Genomic DNA, 20,791 nt, shown 5'->3' with positions numbered 1-20,791 from the left:
GCTCGGGTCCGGGCGGATCTCCGGACGGCCGGTGTGCCGCCCACCGATGACTTCCGGTGGGCGGCACGGTCGTATCCGGTACACGTACCAGGATCCGGAGGACACCATGTCGCGGAAGATCACCGCCAGCCTGTTCATCTCGCTCGACGGCGTCGTCGAGGCGCCCGATCAGTGGCACTTCCCGTACTTCAACGACGAGATGGGGGCCGCCGTCGGCGCGAGCATGAGCGGCACGGAGGTGCTGCTGTTCGGCCGCAGGACCTACGAGAGCTTCGCGGGCGCCTGGCCCGGGCGGGAGGCGGCCGGCGGCGAGGACGCGGGGTTCGCCAAGCAGCTCGGCGACATGCGGAAGATCGTGTTCTCCCGCGGGCGGCCCGACCTGTCGTGGCGGAACTCCGAGCAGGCGCGGGGCGACGTCGCCGAGGTCGCCGCCGCGCTGAAGAGCGAGCCGGGCGGTGACATCTCGCTGAGCGGCTCGGTCTCCGTCGTCCGGCAGCTGCTGGCCGCGGGCCTCCTCGACGAACTGCACCTCCTCGTCCACCCCGTCGCCGTGCGCAAGGGCATGCGGCTGTTCGACGAGGGCGAGCCGTCGATCCCGCTGAAGCTGCTGTCCTCGCGGACGTTCACGACGGGCGTGCTGAACCTCGTGTACGGGCCCGACACCGCGCCGCCGACGGGCGGTTACGAGGAGGCCGTCACCCAGCTCGGGGAGTGAGGATCACCCCGGAGGGACGAAGGGCCCGGCCGGGCCCGCCCGTTCCGCTTCACCCGCCGGGCCTGACCAGCCCCGTCTCGTAGGCGAGTACGACGGCCTGGGCCCGGTCCCTGAGCGACAGCTTGGCGAAGATCCGCGCCACGTGGGACTTCACCGTGGCTTCGCTCAGGGTCAGTTGGGCGGCGAGTTCGGTATTGGACAGGCCGCGGCCCAGCAGGGACAGGACCTCGGTCTCGCGGGGAGTCAGGGCCGAGAGGCCGGCGGGCACGGCGGGTGTGCGGTCGGCCTGCGCGGCGTACCGCTCCACCAGGCGGCGGGTGATCGACGGGGCGAGCAGGGCGTCACCGGTGCCGACCAGCCGTACGGCCGCCGCCAGGTGCTCCGGGGTGACGTCCTTGAGCAGGAAGCCGCTGGCCCCGAGCGACAGCGCGCCGTACACATAACGGTCCAGGTCGAAGGTGGTCAGCATAATCACCCTGCACCCGGGAGCGTGCTCCAGGATGCGGCGGGTGGCCTCGAGACCGTCCATGTTCGGCATGCGGATGTCCATCAGCACGACGTCCGGCCGGAGCCGGCGTGCCGCCTCGACGGCTTCCGCCCCGTCCGCCGCCTCGCCCACCACCTCGATCCCGCGGGCGGTGAGGATCAGCCGGAAGCCGGTCCTGATCAGTGTCTGGTCGTCGGCGACGAGTACGCGGGGCCCGTCCGCGTCCGGTGTCACGGGCGGTCCAGGGGGATGCGGGCCCGGACGCGGTAGCCGCCGCCGAGGCGGCGCCGGGCGTCCAGGTCCCCTCCGTACACCGCGACCCGTTCGCGCAGGCCCAGCAGCCCGCGGCCGGCGCCCTGCCGCCGCAGGGCGGCGGTGCGGACCGGTACGGACGGTGCGGGCGGGGTGCCGGTCAGCACGCTGGGGCCGGTGTTCAGCACCTCCACGCGCAGGGCGTGGTCGGCGTAGCGCACCGTCACCTCGGCCCTCGCGCCGTCACTGTGCCGGAGCGCATTGGTCAGGGCCTCCTGGACGATGCGGTAGGCGGTCACGTCGACGCCCCGTGGCAGCGGTCGCGGTTCTCCGGAGATCCGCACCTCGACGGGCAGTCCGGCGAACGATATCCGGTCCACCAGGGGGCCCAGCCGGTCCAGACCGGGCTGGGGCGCCAGCTCGGCCGCGTCGCCGTTGCCGTTGCCGTGCGGCTCCGGACCGGTGTCCTCGCCGTCCGGCGACGGCGCCAGCACGCCCAGCAGGTGCCGGAGGTCGGTCATGGCACCCCGGCCCGCGTCCTCCACCGCGCGCAGGGCACTCGCGGCCTCGTCCGGCATCGTGCCCAGCACCTCCCTGGCGGCCGATGCCTGCACCACCATGAGGCTGACGTTGTGACTGACGATGTCGTGCAACTCGCGGGCGATACGGTCGCGTTCCGCGACGACGGCCGCCCGGGCGGCGCTCTCCCGCTCCCGCTCCAGCAGCCAGCCGCGCTCCCCCACGGCCGCCCGCCACCGGCGTCGCGTCCTCACCAGCGCCACGGCCAGCCACACGACGGCCGCACACGCCGCTCCCAGCGCCACCTTCAGCCCGTCGGGCTCCCCGTCCCACACGGAGTTCACTCTCGCAGACCGCCGGACGGGGACGCATCCGTCCACGGGTGCAGGCTCCTGCATCCCCGGGATGACAGGGACGCCGAAGTGCCGTCCGGGGAGGGATGCCGCCGCTCGGCGCCTGGCCTAGCGTCCTCGGCATGGTCACCGAGGACATCAGGGGAGAGGCCGTCGTGCGACTCGACGGCGTGCGCAAGGAGTACGGCGGGACGACCGCGCTGGACGGTGTGTCGCTGGAGATCCGGGCCGGCGAGGCCGTGGCGGTGATGGGGCCCTCGGGGTGCGGCAAGTCCACCCTGCTCAACATGATCGCCGGTCTGGACCGTCCGACGGCCGGCAGCGTCGTCGTGCGCGGCGAGAACGTGGGGGAACTCAGCGAGAAGGGGCTCGCCCTGTACCGGCGGCGGCACATCGGGATGGTCTTCCAGTTCTTCAACCTCATCGACGACCTGTCGGCACTCGACAACGTCGCCCTGGCCGCCCAGCTGACCGGCACCCCCGCGGGGCAGGCCCGCCGCCGCGCGCTGGAGCTGTTCGACGAACTCGAGATCGCCGACCGCGCCCGCGCCTACCCGTCGGTGCTCAGCGGCGGCGAGCGGCAGCGGGTGGCGGTGGCCCGTGCGCTGATGAACCGACCCGCCCTGCTGCTGGCCGACGAACCGACCGGCGCGCTGGACAGCCGTACCGGCGAGCAGGTGATGGACCTGCTGCTCGACCTCAACCAGATCGGCCAGACGCTGGTCCTGGTGACGCACGACGAGCGCCTGGCCCGGCGCTGTGCCAGCCGGCTCGTGCTGCTGGCCGACGGCCGGGTGACCGGCGAGCACAGGCTGGAGCCGGCCGCATGAGGGCGGTCTGGCGGGCGGCCCGCGCGGCCGTGCGGCGACGCAGGTTGCAGACCCTGGTGATCGGTCTGGTCACGCTGGTGTCCACCGGGGCGGTGGTCATCGCGCTCGGTCTGGTCGACGCGGCCTCCGCGCCGTTCGACAGGGCCTTCGCCGAGCAGCGCGGCCCGCACGTCGTGGCCTCGTTCGCCTCCGACGCGGTCTCGGACGCCGAGCTGACGCGGGCGGCCCGGCAGCCGGGCGTCGAGAGCGCCGCCGGACCGTTCCGGCAGGCGACGGCCGAACTGCGGGCCGAATCCGCGGACTACGGTCTGGGTTCCACGATCACCGTGGTGGGCCGCCCCGGTCCCGGCGGTCCGGTGGGGCGGGTGGACCTCTGGGCCGGGCGCTGGGCGACCCGGCCGGGCGAGGTCGTCGTCAACCGGCAGTCGGACTGGAGCGCCGACGACCTGGGCAGGCGGCTCCGGCTCCGGTCCGGGCCCGACCTCACCATCGTCGGGTTCGCCTTCGACCTCAGCGGCACGGCGAACGCGTGGGTCGCCCCCGGCCAGGTCACGGCCCTGCGCCCGACGGCCACCCAGATGCTCCTCCGTTTCGAGGACGCCTCGTCGGCCGACCGGCTGCGGGAAGGGCTGGCGGCCGTGACCGACCGGTTGCCCGAGAACGCCCTGACCGGTTCACAGTCGTATCTCACTCTCAAGGACCAGATCGGCAGTTCGGCACGGGCGTACACCCCCTACCTGATGGCGTTCGGCGTCCTCGGCATCGTGGTGGCGGTGCTCATCGTCGCCAACATGGTCAGCGGCGCCGTCATCTCGGGGTTCCGGCACATCGGCGTCCTGAAGTCCCTCGGCTTCACACCGGGGCAGGTACTCGGCGTCTACCTGACGATGACCGGCGTCCCCTCGCTCCTCGGCTGCGCGCTGGGCACCGTACTCGGCAACGTGGTGGCGCGGCCGTTCTTCGACGCCGTGTTCATGGGCCCCGCGTCGGGGGTCTTCCACGGCGAGGTCGGCATCGCCGGCTGGGTGAACGCGCTCGCCCTGCTCGGCATGCCACTCGTCTGCGTCCTGGCCGCGCTCGCTCCGGGACTGCGCGCCCACCGGCTCCCCGCGGCACGCGCGATCAGCGCGGGCGGCGCTCCGCGCGCCGGGCGGGCGCTCGGCGTGCAACGACGCCTGGCGGGCGCCCGGTTGCCGCGTTCGGTGAGCCTGGGCGTCGGGCTGCCGTTCGCCCGGCCGGGCCGCAGCGCGCTCACGCTGGCCGCCGTGGTCCTGGGCGTGACCACCGTGACGTTCGCGACCGGTCTGGCCACCACGATGACCCGGTTCGGCGACGCGGGCCGGGACGCCTACGACGTCACCGTGTACGCGACCAAGTACCAGGACGGCAAGAAGATCCTCCCGCGCCACGACGACCGCGCACTCCACGCCCTGCTCGGCTCCTTGCCCGGCGCGAGCGAGGTCACGGCACGGGCGGACGCCGAAGCGCGCCTCGCCGGCACCGCCCAGCGGGTGTGGCTGGAGGGCCGCCGCGGTGACCGGCCCCGGCTGGGCGACGTCCTCACCGACGGCCGCTGGGCGGGCCGCACCGGTGAGGTCCTGGCCACGTCGGCCTTCCTGAGCCGGCACGACATGAAGGTCGGTGACCGCGTCCGGCTGGAGAAGGACGGCCGGCGGCAGGCGTTCACCGTCGTCGGCGCGCTCATGAACAACAACGCCGAGACGGTCGTCACCGACTGGGCGACGCTGACGCGGTTCGCCCCGCGGGAGGAGCCGATCGCCTACCACGTGAAGCTCGGTGACGGCGCGGACCCGGCGGCGTACGCGCGTGCCGCCCGGGCCGCGGACCCGGGTGTCGATCCGGTGCCGGTCGGCCCGAACAATGTCACACGGACCATCGTCGGCTCCGCCTCGGTGCTCACCCTCATGCTCGCCGTGGTCGCCGCGCTCGGCGTCTTCAACACGGCCGTCCTCAACACCCATGACCGCCGTCGTGACCTGGGAGTGCTCAAGTCCATCGGCATGACGCCACGGCAGGTGACGGCCATGACGGTGACCTCGATGGCGGTGCTCGGCGCGGCCGGCTCGGTGGCCGGTGTGCCCTTGGGGATGGCGGGCCACCACTGGGTCGTGCCCCGGATGGCCGACGCCGTGGACATCACGCTCCCCCCGTCCATGATGGACGTCTGGCGGGCGCCGGCCCTGGCCGGCGTGGCTCTGGCCGGCCTGGCCATCGCCGTCCTGGGCGCCCTCGTCCCGGCACGCCGTGCGGCGCGGCTGACGACCGCGCAGGTGCTGCGCAGCGAGTGAGGCGCCGGCCCTCTCGGGGGCGGGGGCGGGTGTGGACGGTGGGGTGGTTCGGGACGGTTCCGGTCTCGGGGAGTGGGGTCCGCCCCGCGGGACGGATGTCCGGTCGGTGGCGTCCGGGGCCGCGCCGCGCCGGGCCCTTTCGCCGAGGCCGGCCCGGCGCGGCGGCCGTGGGTCAGCCGACCTCGAGGGGCAGGGCCGGGTCGGCGGCCCACTCGGTGAGGGAACCGTCGTAGACGGCGACGTCGGGACGGCCGAGGAGGGCCAGCTGGAAGGCCAGGCCGGTGGCGGCGATGCCGCTGCCGCAGTAGGTGATGACCTTCTTGTCCCCGTCGAGGGCGCCGGCCTCGTCGAAGAGTCCGCGGACCTCGTCCGGGGCGCGGAAGCGGCCGTCGGACTCGGCGAGTTCGACGAACGGGACGTTGGTGCTGGACGGGATGCGGCCCGGGCGGGCGTAGGTCTGGCGGGTGCCCGCGTAGGTGGGCCGGTCGAGGGAGTTCACCAGCCGGGTGCCCGGGTCCTCGATCGCGGCGAGGACCGCGTCCTTGTCGGCGTACAGCTCGGGGCGGCGGTTCGCGGTGAACACGACGGGCTCGTTGGACTCCGTTCCGCTCCTGACCTCGTGCCCGGCAGCGGTCCAGGCGGGGAGACCGCCGTTCAGGACCGAGACGTCGTCGAAGCCCTCGTAGCGCAGGTTCCACCACAGCCGGGTCGCCCAGATGTTCGGACCCTGGTCGTAGACGACCACGTGCGTGCCGGGGCCGACCCCGAGGGCACCGAGCCGGGCGGCGAAGGTCTCGCTGTCGAGGACGGTGAACGTGGTGTCCGCGTCGGGGTCGGCGAGGTCGTTCAGCAGGTCGGCGAAGACGGCGCCGGGGATGTGGGCCTTCTCGTACGCCTGGCGGCCCGACTCCACGTCGTAGTAGCCGTCGCCTTCCGGCTGGGTGAGGAAGGTGGTCGCGTCGAGGATCCGGATCGCGGGGTCTGCGAGGCGCTCGTGCAGCCAGGCGGGGTCGACCAGCAGCGGGTGAGACATGTGTGTTTCCTTTCCCGGAACCACCGGCACGGCGGGGGAGCGCGCCGGAGCACCTTCCAACGTACCCCCTTGAGACACCTGTCTCACCATGCGAACACAGGGACGGTCGAGGGCTAGGAGGGCGTGCGTCCGACCGGGTTTCCCATGCCGTGTCGTGCCGGTCCGCGCCGGGGGCGGGGCGGCGCGGCGGGGTCACTTCCCGTAGGTCCGCGTCCAGCGCGAGCGGTGACGGGAGTCGCCCTGCCCCCGGCCGTTCACCGGGCTCAGGGACGGCAGGGAGGCGCCGTTGTTCCACAGGCCGAGGAGATCGCGGTGCACCGCCAGGATCCCGTTCCGCAGTGCGAAGTCCTCGGAGGGCCGGCTGAAGCGCGTCGTCGTCACGAACACCGCGAGGTCGGCGCCGAAGTGCACCCGGGCGCCCAGCAGGTCGCGCAGCTCCCGGCTGGGGATCGTGCGGTTCGGCGCGTAGCGCTTGCACTGGATCACCAGGGTGCGCCCGTCAGGGAGCCGCCCGACGACGTCGGCGCCGTTGTCGTTGGCGCCGCCCACCCGCCGCACCTCCGTGCAGCCGTCCCGGCGGCAGAGCTGGGCGACCAGGTCCTCGAACTCGGTGCCGGACATCGCGTCCACCTCCGCGAGGCTCCGCCGGCCCGCGCGTACCTGCTCCTCCTGCCGCCAGAGACGGTCCCCTCGGCGCAGGAACCGGTCCGTACGCCACAGCCACCAGCCGGCCGCGCCCGCGCCGCCGACGACCAGCGCACCGGTGCCGTAGGGCCACACGGCCGACCAGAACACCACCAGCAGGACCAGCGCCACGCCCCCACCGGCCGCCCCCGCCTTCAGCCGCGCCCGCCGCCTGCGGGCGACGGCCCCCCGACCACGCCGAGCCACGATCGAAGCCCCTCCCCCTCGCACCCGTTCGTCGGCGGCAGTCTGATCGCCGCGAGGGAACACCGAAAGGGCGCGAGTCGGCCACCGGCGGACCGCGTTGCCACGCGAGGGCGGCCGCGTTCGGCCGGAACACAGGGCGCCGCCGTCACCCGCTGGAGCGGGACGCGTCCGCGGGGAAGCAGCGCAGCGCCCGCGCCCGTGCGCGACCTCCGCGACCGTTCCATCAACCGCGCGGCCCTCGGCTACGGCCCTACAGGCCGAGGGCACGCCCTCACGTCGCTCAGCGCTCCGACGCGAACCGCACGAACCGTCCCCAGCCTTCGCGGCCGACGGCGAAGGACGGGCGGGTCACGTCCTTCGAGTCCCTTACGTAGACTGCTTGTTCGGCGATCGCGATCTCCACACAGCTGTCGCCCTGGCTGCCGCTGTAGCTGGACTTGAACCAGGCGAGTTCCGACGTACCGCTGTTCATAGCTCTCCTCGCAGTCGCTCCAGCAGGTCCCGGGATTCTGTCGGGTTCAGGGCCTGCGAGCGCAGTGTGTCATAGCGTTGACAAAGCAGAATCATCTCTTTCGGGTCGGAGATCAACCGGCCGTTCTGCTGCCCCTCGGAGTACCCGAGCCGCCGCCCCTCCGAAGTCTCCAAGATCTGCAGGGGGCCATCCAGGCACGCGTGCAACCGGGCCCCCAGCGGCACCACCTGAAGCGTCACATTGCGCGGGGCGGTGAGCTCAAGGACGTGATCAAGCATCTCGCGCGACGCCTCCACATCCCCGAAGGTCCGCCGGAACACGTGCTCCTCGACGATGAAGCTGAACGGCACCGTCGGCCGCTCCCGCATCATCACCTGCCGCTCCATCCGCGCGGCGAGCTGCACTTCCAGCTCCTCGTCCGTCCGTAGCGGGATCGTGCCCTCGAACACAGCCCTGGCATACTCCTCCGACTGCAACAACCCCGGCACCAACCGGCACTCGTACGTGCACAGGCTCACCGCCTCCCGCTCCAGCCGAGCCCACCGCCGGAACCACGCGGCCAGCCCCGCCTCCCCCCGCGTCAGATGCCGCGCGGCCCTCCGCAGCGCGCCCGTGTTGCCCAGGGCCTCCTCCGCCCGCTCCACGAACGCCTCGTCCGGCATCCGCCGCCCCAACTCCACGGACTCGACCGTGTGTTTGGAGTACTGCACTCGGGCGCCCAGGTCGGCCCGACTCAGCCCCGCGTGCTCGCGCAACGCCTGAACGACGGCCCCGAACGTCCGCAGGCTGTCCGACGGATGCGGCTCCCGCTCCCACTCCCCCACCGGAACCGCCCGCGCACCGGCGCTCCCGGCCACCTCCCCCTCGACCCCGATCACGTCCATCCGCCGCCCCTTTCCTGTCCTCCGTACCGCGCACCACGACGGCTCCGCACGCCGCCCGCGTCCACCTCCAGCCTGACGAATCATCAGACGTACCGTCCACTCTTCGTGTCCGTACGCTGACTGAGCGTACGGGGTGCCACACTCGTCCCCGCCCCCGTCCGACCGCCACCCTGAGGTCACGGAGAGCCAGGAGAAACCGCCCCCGTCCACCGCTCACCTGCGGAAACGACCGGGCGGCCATCTCCCCTCCCGTGCACTCCCGCCCACCACGGGCGGCGGCGGCCGGACCCGGCCGCGTCAGACGAGCTGGAAGGTGCAGTCATGCGGAACGAAACCAACCTCTACGCGCTCGACATCAGCGGGGCCGCGTTCACGAAGGCGTGCGGCGGCCCCTGCACCGAAGGGTGCGTGACCCTGGCCCGGATCGGCGAGGACGCCTGGGCGCTGGGCGACAGCAAGCGGCCGGACGCTCAGCCGCTGCGGTTCACCACCCAGGAACTGGACGCCGCCGGTATCGACCCGGCGCGCTTCGGCCTCGGCGCCTGACCCTCCCTTCCCCCTTCCCCGCCGCCGGCCGGACCGGAATCTCCTCCCCGCGTCCGGCCGCCGGCGCTCCTCGCCACGGGAGCAGCACGTGCACCACCACGCCTACCTCTGGACCGGCCCGAAGGCACGCTTCGACGACGAGGCGCTGCGACGACCCCCGCACCCCGATCCGCCCCCGGCCGGGAGCAGGCCGGAACTGGTCGAGCGCTACCGCCAGGTCGCCGCGGAGTTCCGCACGTCGGACCTCCCGCCCCTGGAGACGGCGTACTGGCTCGTCAAGCCCCGCTCACTGGTCCGGGGCACCTGGGACGAGGCGAAGGAGGCGGCCGCCTGGCTCGGTGAGCGACTGGCCGAGTTCAGCTCCCGGTTCGCGGCGGAGGGCGACCGGGACACCGCGCGCCTGGCCCGGCTGGTGGACGCCGCCGCAGAACGACTGCGCGCGGGCGCCGACGTGTCGTACGGCCACTACCTCGAACGCCCCTCGTACCTCTCCCTGGCCGTGGTCACGTGCTCCCCCAACCGCGCGGTCCCCGGACTGGCCTGCCCCTGCGCGTAGAGCAGGCTCGGCGTCAGCCATAGAGAATCTCCACCAAAGGAGTGATTACACGGCAAACGCCGACAACTGTTCCTGCTTCGCGCATAGTTTCCCGTCATGCCCAACGTCAGTCACGACACCCTGCACGGCTTCCTGCCAGGACGTCCCAAAGCGCTGAACCGCGCGCTGGACCTCCTGGACCTCGGAATCCCGCCCGGTGTCACCACCGAGACCCTCCCGACGGACGCATCCGGCGCTCCGAAGATGTTCACCCGGCAGATGGACTCCGTGCTGCGGGTGGTCCGTCCCGACGGGCGCGACCCGTTCATCCTGCTGGTCGAGGCGCAGACCGGCATCGAGCCGAAGAAGGAGACCTCGTGGCCGTACTACGTCGCGTACTTGCGCGACCGGTACAAGCTTGAGGTCGTCCTGCTGGTCCTGTGCGTGGACACGGCGACGGCGGCATGGGCGGCCAGGCCCCTGCGCACCGGTCTGGGGCGCCCCACCCAGGTGACAGTGCCCCACGTACTGGGCCCGTCCAACGTGCCGCGTGTGAGCCGAGTCCAGGACGCCTCGGCCGACTTGGACTTCGCCGCGTTCTGCCTGTGGATCCACAGCAACGACCCGGACATCGAGGGCATACTGACGGTTGTGGGCGAGGCACTGGCTCAGGACACGGACCGCGAAGCGCGGGACGACCTGGCGGGACTGATCGAGGACGGCTTGGGCAGCGAACACGCCCGGAAAATCTGGAGGAACGTGATGGAGACCCTCTTCACCCCCAGGCGAGGCACCATCGTGGGCGACGCCCGCCTCGCAGGACGGGAGGAAGGACGAGAGGAAGGACGGGAGGAAGGACGCGTGAAAGAAAAGACCGAGCGACTGCTGCATCTGATGGAGCGCCGCGGCCTCTCGCTGACGGAAGAGACGCGACAGCGCGTCACCACCTGCGCAGACGCGCCGCTCCTGGATCTCTGGTTCGACCGCGCCATCGACGCCACCACCCTCGACGAGGTCTTCACCGCCCCCTCCTCCACGGACCGCGTCCCCGCCCCCGCCCAGAGCCCGGAGCACACTGCGGTCCCCAGCCAAGGGCCGACGGACCCCGGGCCCTCGGCCGACTGACACCAAGGACGCACACCCGGCCGCACCCCACTCCGGGGTGCGGCCCGCTCGGTTCACGGCCCGGTCCCAACGCCCCGTGAGTGCCCGTTACTGGAAGCGCACCAGCTCCTCTCCGCCTCCGTACGGTCACCCCGCGTACGGGGCGCGGCACTCGCCCCCGCCCGCGTCCGGCCGCCACTCTGGCGTCATGAACCACGCACCATCCCAAGTGGGCGCCCCCGCTGGCACCTTCACCCAACTGCTGTCGTCCACGCGGCGCGGCGCCCGTCTCGCCCGGCTCCTCGCGGTGACCGAACTCCGCTCCCGGGGCGCCTCGCAGGACCTCACGGAACGTGCCGAACTCGTCGTCGCGGAACTCGCCGCCAACGCCGTCCTGCACGGCCGCGTCCCCGGCCGCTGCTTCCGGCTCACCCTCGCCCTCGACCCGGCCACCGGCCACCTCCGTATCGACGTCAGCGACGCCCGCGGAGACCTCCTCCCCCGGCCCACGGACCCCGCACCGGACCCCCTCTCCACCGGCGGGCGCGGCCTCACCCTCGTCGCCGCCCTCGCCGACCACTGGGACTGCGTCCCCTACCCACCGACCGGCAAGACCGTCCGGGCGGTGCTGACGACACCGGCCGGCGCGTGACCGCGTCGCCCGAGAAGAGCCGAACCCCGCGCCTACGCCGCCGCGGCCAGCGCGGGGAACACGACCACGGAGCCGTCCTTGTCGCGGGCGATCTCGATCGCCACATCCGTCGGACGGCCGCCCACCGCGACACCATCGCCCAGCCCGCGGATCTGGTACGCCACGCGCAGCAGCCGGTCGACCTCACCGGCCGTGAGAACGGGGAGCTTGCTGTTGGGGCGCGCCAGCACCAGCGCAGACAGGCGCGTCAGCACACCGGCGATGCCCGACTCCAGCTCGTCGAGGCGCTGTTCGTCGTCCCGCAGCGCGCGGGTGAAGTTCTCGAACAGGTTGTCGGGCTCGCTCTGGGCCTGCTCGACCGCCTGGAGGACATTGACACGCCGCTTCAACGCGATGGCCAGGGCAGCCAGTTCGAGGTGAGTGCGGAACGTGCCACCCTGTTCGTCCACACCGGGGAACGACTCGGTCAGCGTGCCGATCTCGACGGGCTCACCGTCGGGAAGCTTGTCGAGCGCGCTCGTCCACCGGGCCAGGCGGATGTCGGCCTTGCTCAGTGCGGTGTCGATGGCGTGCACCGCCGAGTCGAGTCCCAGCGAGACACCGAGCCTGCCCTGGTCGAGCAGGATGGCCGTGGCCTTGTCGATGGCGGGACGGCAGCCGTTGAGCGCGCTGTGCTCGTCGTCGAGCTTGTCCGCCTGGAGCTGCTCCAGCAGTTCCGTGATGTGGGCGATGGCCTCCTGCCGCTTGGCGTCGGCATGCGCGCTCACCCCGACCGCCACGGCCATGAGCACGAGCGGTGCGGCCACGGTGAGCGCCGCACTGCCGGCGGCCGCGACACCGGCTGTCGCACCGGCGCCACCGGCTGCGCCCGCCGTTGCCGCTGTACCGACCGGCACGTACGTCACCCCGGCGACGATCCTGCCCGTCACCGGGTTCACGACGGAGGCACGGGCACCACCGGCCACGGCCGTCGACCGCATCAGGCAGAGGGTGCCCTGCCCCAGCTGCTTGGCGACCTTCGCCGGAACCACCATGCGGTACAGCCCCTCGCCGGCAGCCGTCGCCTTGGCCGCCGCGGCGGAACCGCGCGCCGACTGCGTGATCAGCTGCGACAGGTGCTGTGCCAGCGGACTCGCGGCATCGAGCGAGATGCCCCGGCCGCGGTCGAGCTTGTCCGGCAGCGGATGCAGCTCGAGCGTGGCAATCGGCCGGTCTGCCAACGCGGCCAGCACGCCGCGTAGTTCGGCCAGACGCTCAGCCGTCATCGGCCCGCCCCCGGCCACCGCCGGCACCTGGACGTCACCTGTCGCCAGCGTCCACACCGGAACGGTTTCCTTCTTGCGGTAGTCGATCATCGTCTCCCCCTGACTCATCCCCACGTCAGCCCACGACCGACGTCCCAGCAGAACCGTATAGCCGCATCACAGCACCCGGGTCTCACTCGATCCACAATGCCTTTCCAGGATCGAGGCCGGCTTCCTCGCATGTCGCGACTTCCGTAGCGCCGTCACCGCGTCTGCGCCCCGTGCGACCCCTTCAGCCGACGGATGACGCACACGGCTTCGCCTTCCCCTGTGAACTGCCGATCTCCAGGAGGGCATCGGTGTCAGTGGTGGCTGGCACACTCGGCGGGTGATCGATGATGCGTTCAACTGGGACCGGTTCCTGCGGCGTTGGCAGGACGAATGGGTGCCGAGCGAGGACGACGCGGAGGAGCTGGCGGACGGGGGGTTGACCCTCGCCGACCTGGCGGTCGCGGTCCCGCCGGCCGGGGAGGCGGAGATCGCCGCCGCCGAGGAGCGTCTGGGCACCCGGTTGCCGCCGTCGTACCGGCAGTTCCTCGGGGCCAGCAACGGCTGGCGGCTCGACGGCGGGTCGATCTACCGGCTGGGCGGGGCCCACGAGATCGGCTGGTTCGGGGATCCGTTCGACATGACCTCGATCTACGAGCGGGGGCTGACCGAGCGCTCGACCGAGCAGGAGGTGCGGCTGGCCGGGATGTGGCGGCGGGCCCTGCAGCTGGAGACCGACTCCGACATGTCCTACGCCCTGCTCGACCCGGGCGACACCGACGAGGACGGCGAGTGGGCGCTGTACGTCTACAAGGGGTGGAGCGGTGAGATACCGGACCGGTATCCGTCGTTCCGTGCCTACATGGAGCGCGAGTACCAGGACTTCCACGCCGACCGGGCGGGCATCCCGGGCTTCGTGAACGACACCACCCGCGCCCTGGACGCCGACGTGGAGCGTGCGCGGGAGGAGGCCCTGAGCGGACGGTGGGAAGCCGCGCGGGAGCTGCTCACCGATGCGGAGCGTCACGGGCGGCCCCGTGCCCGGGGCATGCTGGCGCAACTGGACGCGGCGGCGCACGGCAGCCGGTACTACGGCTTCGGTGAGCTCGTCGCCGACGCCCGCTACACGGGCGATCTGGTGCCCGTGATGGCCGCCGCGCGCCTGCGGGACGAGCGCCCCGGCCGGCCGTCCACGCAGGGGTTCCCGCTGGGCGTCGAGACCGGCGACGGCATCACGGCGGCCGCCGAGGAGATCCTGAACGGGGTGCGGGAGCGTACCTACCGCTACGCGCCGGACGGTGCCTTCGGGCGGGCGGTGGCCGAGGCGTGGGAGTCGGCGCGGTGGGGAGACACGGACACGGCGTGGCGGGTGATCCGCGCCGCGCTGCCGTCGTGGTCGCCGCCGGGGCCTGATCTGCTGGCACCGGTCGGTCTGCTGGCGGACCCCGTCCTGGGCCCGGTGGTGACCCGGGAGCGCGGCCTGGAGCTGCTGGCCACGCCTCGGGCGGGGCGGGCGGGTGCGATGCCCGACCCGGTGCCGGACCTGGATCCGCCGGGGCTGTGCTGGCTGGCGGACACTCCGCGGCGGATCCTCCCGTACGACTCCTACCGGTGCCTGTGGGTGGAGGGCGTGGAACCGGAGGCGCTGGCGGGCCTGGTCGGGGAGGAGGGGGGTGCGGGCCTGACGGCTCCGCCCCGCCGCCGGGACGGCTGGTTCGACCACGGCACCCGGCAGCGGGACGACCTGGCGCCGTGGGAGGACCGGGCCGTGGTCGCGGTGGGCCGTACGGGCTCCGGGTGGGCGTTCGGCTGCGACACCGCCCCACGGGCGTCGGCGGCCGACAGCTTCTTCGTCTCCCCGGCCTCCGCGGCCTCGCGGGACGGACGCGCGGTGGTGCTGTGGGTGCGCCGCACGCACGACGGCGGCCTCACGGTGTTCCACCTGTCGGTCGCCGAGCGGGGCGAGCAGCTGTACGCGTTCACGCTGCGCGGCACGGACGTCGAACGCTCGGGGCCGGTGCCCGCGGCCCTCGATCCGGACCGGGTCCTGGACGGCGTCGGCGAGGACGACCGCGAGCGTCGCCTGCTGGCCGCCGTGCGGGACGAGTTCGGACTCTCCCTACCCCGGCACGCGCTGGTCGAGGGCATCCTGCCGCAGCTCACCACGCGGTCCTGGAACCGCGCGCCGCGGCAGGGCGAGGCCTACGCGTACGCCACGGTCCGCGTCCGGACGAGATGAGCGGTACCCGGCACGGGCGCGGGGGCAGGGAGGGGCCGGTCAGGCGGACGGGTGGATGACGAGCTTGAACTCCGCCAGGACGATCTTCCGCGCCACGCTGTCGTCGTGGGTGGCGCGCAGGGCGATCGGGACGGCCGGGTCGACGAAGATGCCCCACTGCTTCGTCCAGCACTGCATGCCGATGCTCGGCGGCCGGTGTTCCGTCGCCGTCGTGTCGTTGGGGGTGGAGGTGAGGCCGAGGGGGTCGCGGACGAACTGGTCGCGCAGTTCGTCGTAGCCTCCCGCCTCCCACTGGATCATCGCGTAGAGGTCGCCCCACCCGGCGGTGCCGGGCCATATCAGCCCGGAGCGGGCGTCGGTGTCCCAGCTCGTGACGGTGTAACCGTCCGGCTGGTTGACCTGGTGCATGGTGAAGGCGTCGTAGGACTCCGCGGCCCCGAACGGGAATCTGATCACCGTGTAGGGGGCGTTGGCCGGGATCGTCTGCGGAGTGTCCCGCTTCAGGGAGCACACCTGCACTCCGGTCGACGCTGTCGCATGTGTAGACATGTCTTCAGATATGCCCGACGTGGACGGGCCCGATGTGGGCCCCGCGCATCGGGTGGACCCCAATTTCCGTTCTACGTACAACCGTTCGAGGTGGTGGGCCGTCTCCTCCTGTGACCGCCTTGGTCGCATGTACGAGGAGACCGTCATTACCGCCATACGCAAAACCCTGACCGCCACCGCTGTAGCCACCGCGGTGCTGGCCGGTTCCGCCGCTTGCGGCACCGTGGAGAACCTGTCCGCCGGGCAGAAGCTGGACAACGCCTTCGAGAAGCTCGGCAAGGAGCGCTCGCTCTCCCTCGAGTTCGACCTGGACACCGATGTCGCGTCGTTGAAGGCGCTGGACGCCGAGATGGCGGAGCCGGGCGACAAGATGCCCGACGAGGTCGCCGAACTGCTCAGCGGCGCCAGGATCTCCCTCTCGGTGCAGTCGAAGAAGCCGCTGGAGAAGTCCGGCGAGAAGGACTTCAGCGCGATGGCGGTGAAGTTCAGCAACGCCGACGGCGACCTGTTCGAGTACCGGCTGGTCGGCGACTACACCTACGCGCGCGTCGACGCGGACGCGCTGGCGAAGATGTCCGGCGCCCCCATGCCGACGGCCGACGAACTGCCCGACAGTGCGGGTGCGTTCAAGAAGCTGCTCGCCGGTGAGTGGCTCAAGGTCTCCACGAAGGAGCTGGAGGAGACCAGCGAGCAGATGTCCGGGGCCGAGGGCCCCGGGGGCGCCGAGCCCTCGGCGGAGCCGACGCTCGACGCCAGGACCCAGAAGAAGATCACGAAGGCGCTGCGCCAGGTCATCGCCGACGAGGTCGACTTCAAGACCTCCGGCGGGTCGGACGGCACCGAGCACATCAAGGCCACGGCGCCCTTCCGCACGCTGATGACCGAGCTGTTCGACGAACTCCGGCCGCTGCAGAAGGAGCTGCCGGGCGGGGCCGAGCTGCCGACGACGAAGGACTTCGCGGACGCGCCGAACGAGAAGGTCACCGCCGACTTCACACTGAAGAACGGCGAGCTGACCGAGGTGTCCGTGGACCTGGCGAAGCTGGCGGAGACGGCGAAGGTCAAGAAGTTCGCGCTGGTGCTGCGCGTGGGCAAGGGCCAGAAGGCCACGGCGCCCGCGGGAGCCACCGAGGTGCGCATCGACGAACTCATGGAGGGCTTCTTCAGCGGTGCCGGAGCGGCATTCGGGGAGGAAGGCTTCGACGGCGAGTTCGAGGGCGAGTTCGAAGAGGACTTCATGGTCGAGTAGGGACGGTTCACTGCGAGGGCGGCCGTAGCGGCCCGGGGCCGGACGGCCCCGGGCCGTACGTATGCGGCCGGTTCTCAGGCGGGCGTCTTCCGCGCGGCCGACGTCACCGTGTCCCAGTGGACCGTGCGGTCGCACCAGCGGTCGAGGAGGGTCTGGTCGTGGCCGACCGCGAGGAGGCCTGCTCCGGTGGCGGTGCGGTAGTCCTCCACCACGCGGACCAGCGCGGCCGTGGTCGACGCGTCGAGCATCGCCGTCATCTCGTCGCAGATGAGCCAGCGGGGACGCAGCACCAGCGCGCGGGCGAGGCAGGCGCGCTGGAGCTGGCCGTCGCTGACCTCGTGGGGGCGGCGGGTGAGCAGGTCCGGGGTCAGGCCGACGGTGTCGGCGAGCTCGGCCACACGGGCGGGCGCCGACGCGCGTCGGCCGGTCGCGCGCAGGGGTTCCGCGATCAGGTCGCTGAGGCGCAGGCGGGGGTCGGCGGAGAGGCGGGGCTGCTGGAAGACGACTCCGACGGCGGTGCGCTGCGCGCGGGGCGCCCGGTGGCGGTAGTGGCGTACGGAGGTGCCGTCGAGGACGACCGTCCCGGATGCGGGGCGGTGCAGGAGGGCGGCGACCCTGGCGAGGGTGGACTTCCCGCAGCCGCTGGGGCCCAGCAGGCCCACGGCCTCGCCGGGGGTGACGGTGAGGCTCGCGTCGCGTACGACGGGGGCGCGGCGGTCGTAGCCGGCGGTGATGGCGTGCAGCTCAAGCACGGACGTCCTCCGGGGTACGGGCCGGGGCCGGGACCGGGTGGTGGCAGGCGACCGGGCCCGTGACGGGCGGCAGGGTCGCGCAGAGGCCGGTGGCGCGGTCGCAGCGGGGGGCGAAGGCGCAGCCGTCGGGGAGGTCGCCGAGCTCGGGGGGCAGTCCGGGGATGGGCGTGAAGGACCGGTCGGGGAGGGCCTCCAGCAGGCCCCGGCTGTAGGGGTGGCGGGGGCCGGGGGCGCCGAAGAAGGCGTCCGCCTCGCTGAGTTCGACGATGCGGCCCGCGTACATGACGGCCACCCGGTCGGCGACGCGCTCCGCCGCCGCCAGGTCGTGGGTGATGATCAGCAGGGCGCGGTCGGCGTCGACGTGGCGGCGCAGTTCGTCGACGGTGCGGTCCACGAGGTCGCGGTCCAGGCCGGTGGTGGGTTCGTCCGCCAGGAGCAGGGGGGCGTCGCCGATCAGGGCGAGGGCCGTGGCGGCCCGCTGGGCGAGACCGCCGGAGAGCTCGTGGGGGTGGCGGTCGAGGTGGTCCAGGGGGAACTCGGCGCGCCGGGCGGCCTGTTCGGCGGCCGTGCGCAGGGCGGAGCGGTTCCGCTCGCCGGTGAGCTGCGCGACCGTCTCCTCCGTCTGGGAGCGGATGGTGCGGACGGGGGTGAGGTGGGCGGCGGGGCTCTGCGGGATGAGGCCGATGCGGCGGCCGCGTACGGTGCGGGCGAGGGTGCGTTCGCCGGCGGTGAGCAGGTCGAGGTCGCCGAGGTGGGCGCTGCCCGCGGTCTGGGCGTTGGCGGGCAGGAGGCCGAGCAGCGCCGAGGCCAGGACGGACTTGCCGCAGCCGCTCTCGCCGATCAGGGCGAGGCACTCCCCCGGCGCCACGTCGAAGTGGGCGTCGGTGACGGCGGCGATCCGGCGGCCGCCGGGCAGCAGGAAGCGCACGGACAGTCCCCGGACCGACAGCACGGGAGCACGTCCGGCCGCCCCGGCGCCGGCCGGGGGTGCGGGGAGTGCGGTCGCGGGACCGGCCTTCACGGCCTCGGTCTTCGCGGCCTCAGTCTTCGCGGCCTCGGTCATCGCGGCACCGGTCTTCGCGGCACCGGTCTTCGCGGCCTCGGTCTTCGCGGCCTCCGTCTTCGCAGGCTCGGTCTTCGCGGCACCGGCCGCCGGCGCGGGAGGCGGTGCTGTCACCGCACCGGTCTCGGCCGGCGCGGGCACGGGCGCGGGAGGTCGCTCGGTCACAGCATCAGCTCCGATCGGCGGCGGGGGTTGATCCGCTCGCGCCAGACTCCGGCGAGGCCGGCGATGGCGAGGGTGGGGATGATCAGGAACAGGCCGGGGAAGAGGGTGGGCCACCACTGTCCGGCGAGCAGGGAGCCGCGGGCGCCCTGGATGAGGGTGCCCAGGCTGGCGGTGTGGGCGGGCAGGCCGAGGCCGAGGAAGGACAGGGCCGACTCGTGCCACATGGCGTGCGGGACCATCAGGACGGCCGCGAGACCGGCCTGCGGCAGTACGCCGGGCAGGAGGTGGCGGACCGTGACCCGCCACCGGGACGCGCCGCCGGAGACGGCCGCGTCGATGTAGGGGCGGGAGCGCAGCGAGAGGACCTCGGCGCGCACGATGCGGGCGGTGGACAGCCAGTGGGTGAGGGCGACGGAGACGACCACCGGCCAGACGCCCGGCCGGAACATGGCGATGATGAAGATGCCGAGCAGCAGGTGCGGGACGGAGGACAGGGTGTCGACCAGTCGCATGATCAGGCGGTCGGCCCAGCCGCCGAGCGCTCCGGCGGCGGCGCCCACGGCGGTGCCGATCACGGTCGCGGTGAGTGCGGCCACCACACCCACCAGCAGCGACACCCTCAGCCCGTAGACGCAGCGCAGCAGCAGGTCGCGGCCCACGTCGTCGGTGCCGAAGGGGTGGGCCCAGCTCGGGGGCAGCAGTTTGGCGGCCAGGTCGACGGTCTGCTGGTCGAGCTGGACCAGGGGCGGTACGAGCAGGACCGCGAGGGCCGTCACGGCGACCAGGGCGGCGGAGACGCGCAGGCGGAGGGTGTGGGTGGAGCGGCGGGCGGTGCCGTGCGCCCGCCACACCGTGGGGGCCGCGCGCCCGGCGGTGTCCGTCTTCGCGACGGTGGTGTCCGTTTTCCCGACGGTGGTGTCAGCCACGGGAGTCACATCTCATTCAGCTTCACCCTCGGGTCGATCAGTCCGTAGAGCAGGTCGGCGAGGAGGTTTCCGGCGAGGACGGCGGCGGTGGCGAGGGTGGTGAGCGCGGCCAGCAGCGGGAAGTCGACGGCGGTGGCCGCCTCGACGGTGGCCGCGGCGATGCCGGGCCAGCTGAAGACGCTCTCCACCAGCAGGGCGCCGGTGATGAGTTCGGGGACGCGGGAGCCGATCAGGGTGAGCACGGGCAGCAGTCCGGAGCGCAGGGCGTGGCCGAGCAGGACGGTGCGTTCGCTCAGGCCGCGGGCCCTGGCCCCGCGGACCGGATCCTCGGCGAGTGCGTCGCCGACGCCCTGACGGACGTAGAGGGTGAACCAGGGCAGCTGGGAGACGGCGAGGACGCCGGCGGGCAGGATCAGGTGGCTGGTGACCTGTCCGAAGGTGACCTGGTCGGTGCCGGTGTCGGTGAGGCCGCCGGCCGGGAGGACGTCCAGTTGGAGGGCGAACAGCCAGACGGCGAGCAGGGCGATCCAGAAGACCGGGGCCGCCTCCAGGGAGTACGCGACGGAGGTGACCGTGCGGTCGAGGAGGGAGCCGGGGCGGCGGGCGGCGAGCACGCCGAGGACGGTGCCGAGCAGCACGGCGACGGCGAACGCGACGGCGCAGAGCAGCGCCGACCAGACCAGGCGTTCGCCGATGACCTCGGCCACCGGCTGGCGCATGAGGGTGGACTGGCCGAAGTCACCGCCGAGCGCGGAGGTCAGCCAGTCCCACCAGCGGGCGGTGAAGGGCCGGTCCACGCCGAGGTTCTCCCGCAGCCGGTCCAGGGTCTCCTGGTCGGCGCCGAGCGCGGCGGTGCCGGCGTAGGCCTTGACGGGGTCGAAGGGGGAGGCGGCGGCCACCGCGAACACGCCGAAGGTGACGATCAGGAGCACCGGCACGGCGTACAGGGCGCGCCGTGCCGTGAGCCGTGCCAT

At 72.9% G+C, this 20,791-nt stretch carries 21 protein-coding genes; 9 read left to right on the top strand and 12 right to left on the bottom strand.

The genetic code is table 11. The annotated features are described in order from the left end of the window. Window positions 1-106: 106 nt before the first annotated feature. Entirely contained in the window at window positions 107-715 is a 609-nt protein-coding gene (locus tag IE172_RS14325) for a dihydrofolate reductase family protein (RefSeq protein ID WP_190097589.1), read from the top strand. Between the two features lie 49 nt (window positions 716-764). Here IE172_RS14325 and IE172_RS14320 read toward each other — a convergent pair whose 3' ends face one another. Both IE172_RS14320 and IE172_RS14315 read right to left on the bottom strand, forming a co-directional pair. Beyond that, entirely contained in the window at window positions 765-1,436 is a 672-nt protein-coding gene (locus tag IE172_RS14320; RefSeq protein ID WP_190097588.1) for a response regulator, read from the bottom strand. Further along, window positions 1,433-2,308 (bottom strand): sensor histidine kinase, encoded by an 876-nt coding sequence (locus IE172_RS14315; RefSeq protein WP_229886041.1) that lies wholly within the window; start codon window positions 2,306-2,308, stop codon window positions 1,433-1,435. Before IE172_RS14315 ends, IE172_RS14320 begins: the two co-directional genes overlap by 4 nt. Window positions 2,309-2,448: 140 nt before the next feature. On the opposite strand from IE172_RS14315, the gene IE172_RS14310 reads away from it, so the two are divergent. After that, window positions 2,449-3,156 carry an ABC transporter ATP-binding protein gene (locus IE172_RS14310; RefSeq protein WP_190097586.1) on the top strand — a complete coding sequence of 236 codons (708 nt, stop codon included), beginning with the start codon at window positions 2,449-2,451 and terminating at the stop codon, window positions 3,154-3,156. After that, window positions 3,153-5,465, top strand: coding sequence for an ABC transporter permease (locus IE172_RS14305; RefSeq protein WP_190097585.1), 2,313 nt, complete (start codon window positions 3,153-3,155; stop codon window positions 5,463-5,465). Before IE172_RS14310 ends, IE172_RS14305 begins: the two co-directional genes overlap by 4 nt. A 172-nt stretch (window positions 5,466-5,637) precedes the next feature. Here the strand turns inward: IE172_RS14305 and IE172_RS14300 are convergent, their stop codons facing one another. From IE172_RS14300 to IE172_RS14285, 4 genes are all read right to left on the bottom strand, one after another. Next, the gene (locus IE172_RS14300; RefSeq protein WP_190097584.1) at window positions 5,638-6,498 is read right to left on the bottom strand and encodes a sulfurtransferase; all 861 of its coding nucleotides are present in this window, start codon (window positions 6,496-6,498) and stop codon (window positions 5,638-5,640) included. Between the two features lie 192 nt (window positions 6,499-6,690). After that, on the bottom strand, window positions 6,691-7,314 hold the full coding sequence (locus IE172_RS14295) for a restriction endonuclease (RefSeq protein ID WP_190097625.1): 624 nt from the start codon (window positions 7,312-7,314) through the stop codon (window positions 6,691-6,693). A gap of 355 nt (window positions 7,315-7,669) precedes the next feature. Then, window positions 7,670-7,861: a DUF397 domain-containing protein gene (locus IE172_RS14290; RefSeq protein ID WP_190097583.1), complete on the bottom strand. Its 192-nt coding sequence runs from the start codon at window positions 7,859-7,861 to the stop codon at window positions 7,670-7,672. After that, entirely contained in the window at window positions 7,858-8,745 is an 888-nt protein-coding gene (locus IE172_RS14285; protein ID WP_190097582.1) for a helix-turn-helix domain-containing protein, read from the bottom strand. The genes IE172_RS14290 and IE172_RS14285 overlap by 4 nt, the downstream gene beginning before the upstream one ends. A gap of 321 nt (window positions 8,746-9,066) precedes the next feature. On the opposite strand from IE172_RS14285, the gene IE172_RS14280 reads away from it, so the two are divergent. The 4 genes from IE172_RS14280 to IE172_RS14265 all read left to right on the top strand — a co-directional run bounded on the left by IE172_RS14280 (window position 9,067) and on the right by IE172_RS14265 (window position 11,582). Continuing rightward, window positions 9,067-9,291 (top strand): DUF397 domain-containing protein, encoded by a 225-nt coding sequence (locus IE172_RS14280; protein WP_190097581.1) that lies wholly within the window; start codon window positions 9,067-9,069, stop codon window positions 9,289-9,291. A gap of 88 nt (window positions 9,292-9,379) precedes the next feature. Continuing rightward, window positions 9,380-9,847: a hypothetical protein gene (locus IE172_RS14275; RefSeq protein WP_190097580.1), complete on the top strand. Its 468-nt coding sequence runs from the start codon at window positions 9,380-9,382 to the stop codon at window positions 9,845-9,847. Window positions 9,848-9,943: 96 nt separating this feature from the next. Beyond that, window positions 9,944-10,951, top strand: a complete 1,008-nt coding sequence (locus IE172_RS14270; protein ID WP_190097579.1) for a hypothetical protein — start codon at window positions 9,944-9,946, stop codon at window positions 10,949-10,951. Between the two features lie 187 nt (window positions 10,952-11,138). Continuing rightward, window positions 11,139-11,582, top strand: a complete 444-nt coding sequence (locus tag IE172_RS14265; RefSeq protein WP_190097578.1) for an ATP-binding protein — start codon at window positions 11,139-11,141, stop codon at window positions 11,580-11,582. 32 nt (window positions 11,583-11,614) lie between these two features. Here IE172_RS14265 and IE172_RS14260 read toward each other — a convergent pair whose 3' ends face one another. Continuing rightward, window positions 11,615-12,937: a hypothetical protein gene (locus IE172_RS14260; RefSeq protein ID WP_190097577.1), complete on the bottom strand. Its 1,323-nt coding sequence runs from the start codon at window positions 12,935-12,937 to the stop codon at window positions 11,615-11,617. 277 nt (window positions 12,938-13,214) lie between these two features. On the opposite strand from IE172_RS14260, the gene IE172_RS14255 reads away from it, so the two are divergent. Continuing rightward, window positions 13,215-15,113 (top strand): SMI1/KNR4 family protein, encoded by a 1,899-nt coding sequence (locus IE172_RS14255; RefSeq protein WP_190097576.1) that lies wholly within the window; start codon window positions 13,215-13,217, stop codon window positions 15,111-15,113. A 39-nt stretch (window positions 15,114-15,152) separates the two neighbouring features. On the opposite strand, the gene IE172_RS14250 is transcribed toward IE172_RS14255, so the two are convergent. Beyond that, window positions 15,153-15,662, bottom strand: coding sequence for a hypothetical protein (locus IE172_RS14250; protein ID WP_190097575.1), 510 nt, complete (start codon window positions 15,660-15,662; stop codon window positions 15,153-15,155). A gap of 127 nt (window positions 15,663-15,789) precedes the next feature. Here IE172_RS14250 and IE172_RS14245 point away from each other — a divergent pair, with 127 nt between their 5' ends. Beyond that, complete coding sequence (locus tag IE172_RS14245; protein ID WP_190097574.1) at window positions 15,790-16,911, top strand: hypothetical protein; 1,122 nt, start codon at window positions 15,790-15,792, stop codon at window positions 16,909-16,911. Between the two features lie 74 nt (window positions 16,912-16,985). On the opposite strand, the gene IE172_RS14240 is transcribed toward IE172_RS14245, so the two are convergent. The 4 genes from IE172_RS14240 to IE172_RS14225 all read right to left on the bottom strand — a co-directional run bounded on the left by IE172_RS14240 (window position 16,986) and on the right by IE172_RS14225 (window position 20,791). After that, window positions 16,986-17,663 (bottom strand): ABC transporter ATP-binding protein, encoded by a 678-nt coding sequence (locus IE172_RS14240; protein ID WP_190097573.1) that lies wholly within the window; start codon window positions 17,661-17,663, stop codon window positions 16,986-16,988. Continuing rightward, window positions 17,656-18,840 carry an oligopeptide/dipeptide ABC transporter ATP-binding protein gene (locus IE172_RS14235; RefSeq protein ID WP_229886039.1) on the bottom strand — a complete coding sequence of 395 codons (1,185 nt, stop codon included), beginning with the start codon at window positions 18,838-18,840 and terminating at the stop codon, window positions 17,656-17,658. The genes IE172_RS14240 and IE172_RS14235 overlap by 8 nt, the downstream gene beginning before the upstream one ends. A gap of 47 nt (window positions 18,841-18,887) precedes the next feature. Continuing rightward, window positions 18,888-19,742 carry an ABC transporter permease gene (locus IE172_RS14230; protein WP_190097623.1) on the bottom strand — a complete coding sequence of 285 codons (855 nt, stop codon included), beginning with the start codon at window positions 19,740-19,742 and terminating at the stop codon, window positions 18,888-18,890. 80 nt (window positions 19,743-19,822) lie between these two features. After that, window positions 19,823-20,791: an ABC transporter permease gene (locus IE172_RS14225; protein ID WP_190097572.1), complete on the bottom strand. Its 969-nt coding sequence runs from the start codon at window positions 20,789-20,791 to the stop codon at window positions 19,823-19,825.

This window comes from Streptomyces griseoflavus (assembly GCF_014649995.1).
GTDB classification, from domain to species: domain Bacteria; phylum Actinomycetota; class Actinomycetes; order Streptomycetales; family Streptomycetaceae; genus Streptomyces; species Streptomyces griseoflavus.
This window is presented reverse-complemented; position numbering and strand designations above follow the sequence as displayed.

What these genes read in the sequence shown, in the direction of transcription:
- IE172_RS14325 (WP_190097589.1), top strand. Translation starts at nt 107, where the DNA reads ATGTCGCGGAAGATCACCGCCAGCCTGTTCATCTCGCTCGACGGCGTC.
- IE172_RS14310 (WP_190097586.1), top strand. Translation starts at nt 2,449, where the DNA reads ATGGTCACCGAGGACATCAGGGGAGAGGCCGTCGTGCGACTCGACGGC.
- IE172_RS14305 (WP_190097585.1), top strand. Translation starts at nt 3,153, where the DNA reads ATGAGGGCGGTCTGGCGGGCGGCCCGCGCGGCCGTGCGGCGACGCAGG.
- IE172_RS14300 (WP_190097584.1), bottom strand. Translation starts at nt 6,498, where the DNA reads ATGTCTCACCCGCTGCTGGTCGACCCCGCCTGGCTGCACGAGCGCCTC.
- IE172_RS14290 (WP_190097583.1), bottom strand. Translation starts at nt 7,861, where the DNA reads ATGAACAGCGGTACGTCGGAACTCGCCTGGTTCAAGTCCAGCTACAGC.
- IE172_RS14285 (WP_190097582.1), bottom strand. Translation starts at nt 8,745, where the DNA reads ATGGACGTGATCGGGGTCGAGGGGGAGGTGGCCGGGAGCGCCGGTGCG.
- IE172_RS14280 (WP_190097581.1), top strand. Translation starts at nt 9,067, where the DNA reads ATGCGGAACGAAACCAACCTCTACGCGCTCGACATCAGCGGGGCCGCG.
- IE172_RS14270 (WP_190097579.1), top strand. Translation starts at nt 9,944, where the DNA reads ATGCCCAACGTCAGTCACGACACCCTGCACGGCTTCCTGCCAGGACGT.
- IE172_RS14265 (WP_190097578.1), top strand. Translation starts at nt 11,139, where the DNA reads ATGAACCACGCACCATCCCAAGTGGGCGCCCCCGCTGGCACCTTCACC.
- IE172_RS14260 (WP_190097577.1), bottom strand. Translation starts at nt 12,937, where the DNA reads ATGATCGACTACCGCAAGAAGGAAACCGTTCCGGTGTGGACGCTGGCG.
- IE172_RS14250 (WP_190097575.1), bottom strand. Translation starts at nt 15,662, where the DNA reads ATGTCTACACATGCGACAGCGTCGACCGGAGTGCAGGTGTGCTCCCTG.
- IE172_RS14245 (WP_190097574.1), top strand. Translation starts at nt 15,790, where the DNA reads ATGTACGAGGAGACCGTCATTACCGCCATACGCAAAACCCTGACCGCC.
- IE172_RS14225 (WP_190097572.1), bottom strand. Translation starts at nt 20,791, where the DNA reads ATGGCACGGCTCACGGCACGGCGCGCCCTGTACGCCGTGCCGGTGCTC.